General features: G+C 51.9%; 8 protein-coding genes and 1 pseudogene. 3 read left to right on the forward strand and 6 right to left on the reverse strand.

Annotated features, from left to right (window positions below):
- On the forward strand, positions 1-192 hold a 192-nt coding region (locus I5W_RS32785; protein WP_217284440.1), incomplete at its 5' end, for a hypothetical protein.
- Between the two features lie 483 nt (positions 193-675).
- Here the strand turns inward: I5W_RS32785 and I5W_RS08170 are convergent.
- The 6 genes and pseudogenes from I5W_RS08170 to I5W_RS29035 all read right to left on the reverse strand — a co-directional run.
- Positions 676-1,371, reverse strand: a pseudogene (locus I5W_RS08170) (peptide transporter); the annotation flags it as partial.
- 38 nt (positions 1,372-1,409) lie between these two features.
- Positions 1,410-3,191, reverse strand: coding sequence for a ShlB/FhaC/HecB family hemolysin secretion/activation protein (locus I5W_RS08175; RefSeq protein WP_081584736.1), 1,782 nt, complete (start codon positions 3,189-3,191; stop codon positions 1,410-1,412).
- Entirely contained in the window at positions 3,192-3,503 is a 312-nt protein-coding gene (locus I5W_RS08180; RefSeq protein WP_017455480.1) for a hypothetical protein, read from the reverse strand.
- A gap of 27 nt (positions 3,504-3,530) precedes the next feature.
- The gene (locus tag I5W_RS08185; protein WP_017455479.1) at positions 3,531-3,920 is read right to left on the reverse strand and encodes a hypothetical protein; all 390 of its coding nucleotides are present in this window, start codon (positions 3,918-3,920) and stop codon (positions 3,531-3,533) included.
- A 41-nt stretch (positions 3,921-3,961) separates the two neighbouring features.
- Positions 3,962-4,267, reverse strand: a complete 306-nt coding sequence (locus I5W_RS31975; RefSeq protein WP_252716948.1) for an EAL domain-containing protein — start codon at positions 4,265-4,267, stop codon at positions 3,962-3,964.
- A complete protein-coding gene (locus I5W_RS29035) occupies positions 4,245-5,204 on the reverse strand; it encodes an EAL domain-containing protein (RefSeq protein ID WP_083893495.1) in 960 nt (319 codons plus the stop codon). The genes I5W_RS31975 and I5W_RS29035 overlap by 23 nt, the downstream gene beginning before the upstream one ends.
- Before the next feature lie 106 nt (positions 5,205-5,310).
- Here I5W_RS29035 and I5W_RS08195 point away from each other — a divergent pair, with 106 nt between their 5' ends.
- Together I5W_RS08195 and I5W_RS08200 are read left to right on the forward strand one after the other, a co-directional pair.
- Positions 5,311-5,868, forward strand: coding sequence for a recombinase family protein (locus I5W_RS08195; protein ID WP_017455477.1), 558 nt, complete (start codon positions 5,311-5,313; stop codon positions 5,866-5,868).
- A gap of 423 nt (positions 5,869-6,291) precedes the next feature.
- Complete coding sequence (locus I5W_RS08200; protein ID WP_017455476.1) at positions 6,292-7,872, forward strand: tetratricopeptide repeat protein; 1,581 nt, start codon at positions 6,292-6,294, stop codon at positions 7,870-7,872.
- Positions 7,873-8,148: the final 276 nt, after the last annotated feature.

Consider the following 8,148-nt stretch of genomic DNA (forward strand, 5'->3'; position numbering starts at 1 on the left):
GCCATGCTGCTGGCGCATCACACCTGCCCGAGCAGATTGGGATGGAGACTAATCATCAGCTTGTGGGTGCTGCCGATCCTGTGCTTCATCGGTGTGATATGGGGCGCTGCTGATTTCTCCCTGGATTTTAGAGGCCCTTTCGGCACAGCTATCGCCGTTTTTTTATCACGTTGGCGGCACTGGCACTGCTGATNTTCTACGCCACCCAAGTGAACAACGATAGTCAGTGAGCGCGCCAGTGCCTTTCGTCATGACCATCCCGCTTGGAATTGCCCACGACCATGAAGAATGTATATCTCAAAAAGCCACGACTGCTACTCGCCGTCATTGTGATCCTGGCCGGTTTCGGTATTGCCCTGAATGGGTTGATCTATCCGTGGATGGATGGAGGCTTTCTGTTTTGTTCCCTAGTATTGCCGTTGATTCTGACCTTGCATTACATCGTTCGAAAACCTGCTTGGTAACATCATCCACACAACCTTCATAAGCCATCCCGACAACATGGAAATGTTGACGTGCTTCCTCAATCGTCTTGGAATGCGTCCGGTAAATCGAATGCGCCTTTGAAAACCATTCCAGGACGACCAGCAACACTGGCTTTCCTGCTGCGCGCTTCTTGCTACGTTTTTCCTCAAAAACGCTATCCAGAAGACCTTGCTCAGAGAGCTTGCGACGAATCAGAACATTGATGGAACGCTTGATGTCGTGTTTATCTGCGCGGTCGGCATAGCTGCAATGCATATACACATCATGCAGCACACCTGTGGGTAGAAGATCCACATCGGCAATGCGCGGAAGACGCTCGGTCAACCACGGCAATAGAATCTCGCGTTTGGAGTGGCCAGAGGGCGTGCCCAAGAATCGCGGCGACAGCAACAACATCGCTAACGATGTGGCCAGTGCTGGGTCATGCTCCCAAATCGCATCCAGATTCAATGGAACCTCTGATTCGGAGGAATACATGAAGCAGAATTTCAGCATGTCTTCTTGAGCAACCAGCACCTGGTCCCTGTTCTCCTTATCCACATTGCGATTCAGAGAGCGAATGATGTGATCCGTATTCTGTATCGGAGTAGCCGAGAATAAGGCCCCTAACCAGCGGTGCAGGGTGAGCACTTTGACTCGCCACTCCGGATTGACGAACAAGCCTTTGTTACCCAACAAACAGCCAGCCGCAGCCGCAGCGCGTGTCCAGATATGGGAGTGAACATCTTCTTGGGCAACACTCACCAATGATTGCGCCCGGAACTGTTGACCAACCCCGCCGTAATGCGCATCCAGATGAGTGAGCAAGTTAATCAACTCACGCATCGCCATTTCAAGGTCCTGCCCGTAGGCATACGATTCGAACCGTTCTAATGAAAATTCCATGATCTTTTTTCCTTTTAGTTTTTAGTAGCGACTCACGCTTAAAAGACCAAGTTGGTTAAAATTCCGACACGTGAACTCGCTCCATCGGAGGTCGATGGCCCCGTTCCCACTGGCGTAGCCCAGAAAATGCGCAACCCCATTCGGTCAGTGTCGGTCACCTCCAACTGCACCCCGGCGCCCGCCCGCACGTAGCTATTGATGCGCGTACCGGCTAGCGGGGACGCATTGATCTTCACCCAACCACGGTCATAAAACGCCGCCACACGCGTCGTGATTGAATGTGAAAAGATGTCGAATGGATCTGCGGCATACCGCAACTCGAACGTCCCCAATACACCCTGATCCCCCGATGCTTCACCCGAGGGATAGGCCCGGACACCATAGGGACCACCCAATCCGAACTTAAAGTAGGAGTCCATATTTTTATCGCCGGCCGTTCCCGTGCCAGAGAAGTAGGCAGACCAGCGGCCACCCAATCCCTGTTCACGAGAACCCCGTAAGCTCAGTCGATCGAAGCTACCCGCCGTCTGATAAGTGGCACTGTCCACTGCCTGTTGGTTCGAGTCAGTAATCCGCACGCCACCACGATCCAGGTGGGCTCCCCATAACGTAATCGCAGGTGTCCCCAGACTGGTGTCTTCGAAACGCCCTGCCAGATCGGCGGACGTCTGCCAATACAGGCGCGGATTGCTGAACGCCAGGTTGTTATCCTTGAGTTGCCCAACCTTGGCTGAGAATGTCAAATCCGTTCGTGCATTCGAACTCAGGAGAAGGGGATATTTGGCGTAGCTACCCACCGATCGGGAAACGCCATTAGCGCCCAGCGCCGAGAAGCCACTACCCAGGTAATATTCGGTCTGCCCCAGGTTCAAACCAACGCGCCAGCCCTTTGCGCCTACAGGCAGGCTATAGTCCGCCTGGAAAAATTTATAGCTGCTTGGCTTATTCGACGTCCCTAGTAACAGATCCAGAGAATCGCCTACAGCAAAAAGCGAATTGACCACCATGTGGCCCTGCAGATGCTGCTTACCCGTCGAGCTGGAGCCCGAGTTATCGAAAGATGCCTCTCCGACGATCTTCTTTCCGTACAAGGCGTTCAGGCTCAGATGGGTATATCCCTGCTGCGTTCCAGGAGAAAGAGAGCCAAATACCTTCATTCCCGTCTGCTCTCGGGCCAGCAAAACAATGCGCTCCACCAACCGATCAGTGGCCACTACGCCCTCGCAACGGCTTGCCTGAGGATCGCTCTCCACCTTGGCACAGACCACTTCGTGATAAATCGCACGAATCGCCTTTTGCACATCTTCGTCTTGCGCGGTGATGCTCGCTTCCGATTCAAGACGCCCCTCCACGATGCGAATCTCGATCACACCATCCTTCGATTTCTGGGCCGGAATCACGGCTTGACCAACGAGATAACCACGATCACGGTAGTAAGTCGTGATCGCCCTCGCCATCTTTTCAAGCTGGCCAAACGTGTACTGCCCTGGGCTGGCTTTGGCTATTCCCAATAAGGTCGCCTCATCAAATACGGTTTGTCCAACCAGACGGAATCCTTTGATATAAATCGTTCTCTTGTCTTTTTCGTCCACCGGATTTTCTTCAGAAATGGACGGTACCGTCACCGCCCCCTCTGACGAAATACCTCCAACACGACGTGGATTCACCCCTCTTTGTAATTCCTCAACGCTCGCCCCACCCATGGCGGGCGAGACGCTCTGAGCTCGCACCTCCTGTGAAAAGCAGGCAAACAAAACACATCCCGCGCCAATTGCCGCAAGAACCCTCTGTCCGCATCGCTTTAAGATTTCTTTACCCATTTATTCCCCGCTCACGCTGATCGCGCCTTCAGGCGCACCATCGCTTCCATTAAGATTCAAGCTGCCTCGCGACAACTCGGCCTTTTTTCCCCTGATCTCTCGCATTACCTTCGGATTCCCATGCACCAACTCATGTTTTCGATAGGCCTTCTCCACATCCCTCGGTGAAAACTCAAACAGCCACATCCTTTCGGCTATTTCCTTCAACGCTGATTCAGCTTCTCGTGCTCTGGCCTGCGTCAATTCTCGGTCCAGCAATTCCCGCTCTGCCAACAACTCAAAATAAGTTTTGTTTTTCCCAACATCATCCATCTCTACTTCCTCCTCACGCGCACGAGATCAATTCGATGTCACCGTGCCACGATCCAATCCGATGTTTTCCCCTTGCGCATAACCCACCGCATAAACTTTTCTTAAGGCATTCACATAGCCTCGCCTCCGCGCCCGCCTCAAGGACCACAACCGATCCGCCAGGCTCTTTCTAAAACCCTGTGATATCGCCGCCCTCTTTCCATAAAACCCCGATGCAATACCCGCGTCATAGGTGCTAGCGGCATCATCGAAAGCTTCTGGTGCAGTGAAAAGCTCCACAATCTTTCTCACGCTATCCCTCAATTGCGATAGATGACGCTCAGCAGAAACTGCCATCTCCCCTTCACACGAAGGCTTCCCATGCGACGGAAATGGCACCTCTCGCATTCCTCGTATGATTTCCTGATACTCGACCATTACCCCTCCTCGTTTCATCCCACTGACCGTTCGCAAGTTCTTCACCCAAGCAACTTCGGCGTACTTAGGTAATGGCCTTGCACCCATTCGGCACCGGAGCGCTCCGCCATCCGCAGGTCCTCCTCACACTCCACGCCCTCCACCACCACCAACCAACCCAACTGTCGCGCAGAGCTCACCATCTCTTCAAATTCCCCGCTCTCTTTGCCTCTGGCATTGCGCACCATCGCACCATCAATCTTGATCACATCGGGGCATTCCAATTTCTCGTGCAGTTCGCTCTCCGAAATCCCGAACCAAAATTGTCGATCGCAACCAAGCACCCTAGTCGTTGCAAGTATTGGCAAAGCGTTTTCCTGCCATCGACTCCATCTGGGCCGTCTCGGTAATCTCCACCACCAAACGCCGAGCAAGTTCTGGCATCGCCAGCAAGTCGACAAACGTGGACACCCACCACAAGTCATCCACCGCACTCTGCGCAGAAATATTCACGCCCAACATCAATTCCGGCTGCCGGTTGAGTAAGGCGATCGCATGTCTGAGTACATGCCGATCCAGGCACCTCATCAGCCTTAAGCGTTCCAAAGCAGGAATAAATTCGGCAGGAAAAATAAGTTCCCCGGCATCCCCTTTTATCCGCACCAAACATTCGAAATACAAAATCTCCGCGCGATCACGTACATGGCACACCGGCTCGAAAACCACTTCAACACGATTACTCCTCAAAGCCTCGTACACCGAATCAGCAATGGCCACATCCGACTCAAAATGCGATTCGGGCCACACGTGCTTTGCCTCCAAGAGGCCAGCACCAACGGCATCAGCCAACTCCCATCTGACGCTCACTTGACCCGCCACTTTGGCTCGCAAATCTCGACGCAGGTATTCGTTCAGATCCGCCGTAATCTCTTGCAATAGCACCTCTCGATGCCCTGGTTCGTGCTGCATATACCTTCCCTGCAGTCCGATATCCCACCGCACAGCGATCACTCCGCGGCGCAACGAACCCACCATTCCGCCTTTGCCTTCACAGATCCGAGTCACGCGCAGCAGCACACGCATTTGCAATTCCTCTGCCGCCTCGTCGCCATCCGTCATGACGATCACGCTGTAGTTCTCTAACCGGATCAGCAGTACCCACGCCGGTGGCGCCATTTCAATCCCCAAAGAAATATTTCCACGCGGAAAAAATAATGCGTACAATAACGTTCGTTTCTGCGATGCTAAAAACACAATTGCGACACCCCCGTAAACACTGGCTTTGCGGGTGATGGCATGGGTCATTTGTTGCCCGGACAAAAACGAACATTTTTGTCAATGAAGTAGCACCGTTCTTGAGCCGAAATGCCACAGCGCTTCGGACCCAAAAACTTGCTATTGGGGAACTACTATGATGATTGGCTATGCCCGTGTTTCAACGGACGACCAGAATCTCGATATGCAACTCATCGCACTCAACAAGATCGGTTGCGATGTTATTTATATGGATCAAGGCATCTCGGGTGCCACCGCAGAACGCCCCGGCCTCACCAAGGCATTACGCCGTTTACATCCTGGCGACACCCTCACCGTTTGGCGATTAGATCGCTTGGGACGCTCGCTATCTCACTTGGTGCGCGTCCTTGAATCCCTCGATCAGCGAAACATCTCGTTCCACTCCATCAATGAGCACATCGAGACAAGTTCTTCTGGTGGACGACTGGTATTCCACATGATGGCCGCCTTGGCCGAATTTGAACGCGCGCTTATCAGTGAGCGAACTCGCGCAGGCCTTGCTGCCGCAAAAGCCCGAGGAGCAAAAATGGGAAGACGACCGATACTTTCCATCGATCAGATCCGTACAGCGCGACATTTACTGGAACATGAGCGCTGGACACATAAAGAGGTCGCACTCCACTTCGGCGTACATCCTCGTACTCTCGATAGAAGACTGGCCTTGCTTGAATAGCCGCCCCCTCTAACCCGATAGTCAGTCGCGTAGGCGGAGAAGAGTTCGCCCCTTCGTAGACGGCTACATGTCCTGATCTAAATTATTTGGACCGACAGGAATCTGGGAAGCCAGAGCCATCGCTCACAAAAGTGAGTTATGGCTAGCGCAAACAACTCACGAAATGAGCTAGGTCCACAAGCCTGACTGATCGAAACTCAGAATAATGTAGTCGACCACAGTAATACGGTTAGTGACCTTATTTGGCCTGAACGCACGCCGACGCAGACACCGATTGACAGAATGCAGGTGTGGAGAGATAGAATCCTCCCACTGAAAAAACAAAGTTGATCTGACAATATCCATCGTCAAAAGCGGAAACGGTCAGAGCAGATGGCGTCTGCTGCAAATTAGTACCCTTTGCATATATCAAGGAACAGGACCATGGCTAGTGTCAAGACGAGGTTTCAGAAAGCGACCGACCTAATAATGAAAGGAGATACTCAGGCAGCTCGCTTGCTACTGGAAGAGATATTGCAGAAGGATGTCAATCACTTAGACGCATTGTGTCAGTTAGGTACTGTATCTCTTCTTGAAAAAGATTACCCCAGGGCCGTCGCGCTCTTTGCTTGCGCCAAGGAAAAGGGGCATTTATTTTCATCCTCCGATTGGCATAACTGGGGAATGTGTTTGCGGGAAGTTGGTTACCTTTATCAAGCCATTGAGGCATTCGATCAGGCATTTCAAGGTGGACTTTTGAGCGAAAGTTTATTTGAGAAAGGCCACTGCTATCTTCTGCTAGGCAAACCTAAGGATGCCTCTGATTGCTTCGGCAAGCTTCTTTCTGAGTCCGATTCCATCCATTCGTCGGCTCATCTTTTCAATGCCATCGCATTGCAAGACATGAACCAACCCTATGCTGCGATTACTTCATTTGAGAAAGCGTTGAAAGCCGACAAAGACAATTCAAGCGTGAATTGGCATTTTGGGCGGGCCTTGCTATCCGTGGCAGATTGGAAACGAGGTTGGACGGCGCATGAGTATCGGATCAAGGCTGATCCCCGCATGACGCGGGAGTTTAGCGATAAACGCTGGCTAGGCGAACCCGTCTTCGGAAAATCTGTTGTGCTTTGGCCTGAGCAAGGTCTAGGTGACATTTTGCAATTTTGTCGCTTTGCTCCGGTGTTGGCCAATATGGGTGCCTCTGTTTACTTGATCTTACCTCAGGCGTTGGCAGAACTTGTCGGCGGTTCGTTAAACCAGTTTGTCAGCCCAGGGCACGTCGAAATTGAAATTCTCGTTTATGAGAAGGAGGAGGTGCGAGATTTTGATTTTCATTGCCCACTAATGAGTCTTCCTTATGCTCTAGAGGTACACAATGAAAAAATGATCCCTTATGCGCAAGGTTATCTCTTGCCTCCCGCAGAAAAGATCAAAGCATGGGACCGTAGAATCGGCGTCAGGCGAGCTCTACGGGTTGGGATAGTGTGGGGCGGTCATAGCAAGCACAATGAGGATGCCTATTCCCGACTAATCGATTCTCGGCGCTCCATTCCTTTACGCTCGTTTCTCCCATTGCTGAATAACACCCCGGATGTCGAGTGGTTCAGCCTTCAGAAAGGCGCGCCCAGGCATCAACTGACTGAACTTGTCGAATCTGGCTTGCTCATCAATCCCATCACCGATCTTACCGAACTGATTACCGACTGGTCCGATACTGCAGCACTACTTTCTCACCTCGATTTGTTGATTACTGTCGACACCTCGGTTGCACATCTTGCCGGGGCGATAGGCAAGCCGGTCTGGATGTTATCTCGGTATAACGGCTGTTGGCGATGGATAAAGGGACGTACTGATACACCGTGGTATGACTCCATGCGGATATTCCATCAGGCAGAAGATGGAAACTGGGCCGGCCCCATCAACGCGTTGGGGCGAGCGCTAGACTCCATTCGTTTTAATACGCTCGAGAATCTAGATGACTTGATTGCTTCTTCAGTAGTGATGCCAACAACGGGGCGGTAACCGACGGCAGGCTCTTTCGGGATCATCTTGCGCGGATGAATTAATTCAGCCAAGCACTCCTATCGATCTTACCCACGAAAATCAGCTTCATCCGAGGTCTTCGGCCGTCAAATGGGCTCTTCCAAAAACTCGGGCTTTCCTAATAAAAACAAAATCCCACAAACACCCCTTCCTAGCTCATGCCGAAGAGTAGTGACCTGCTTTTCCAGAAGAACGAAGCCAGATTCTTGAGCAATTCTGTCAATATATTTCGGTGAATGCCCATAACTCCAGACG

Origin of the sequence: Herbaspirillum sp. B65 (assembly GCF_000333555.1) — a bacterium.
In the GTDB taxonomy this organism is placed as follows: Bacteria; Pseudomonadota; Gammaproteobacteria; order Burkholderiales; family Burkholderiaceae_D; genus Herbaspirillum; species Herbaspirillum rubrisubalbicans.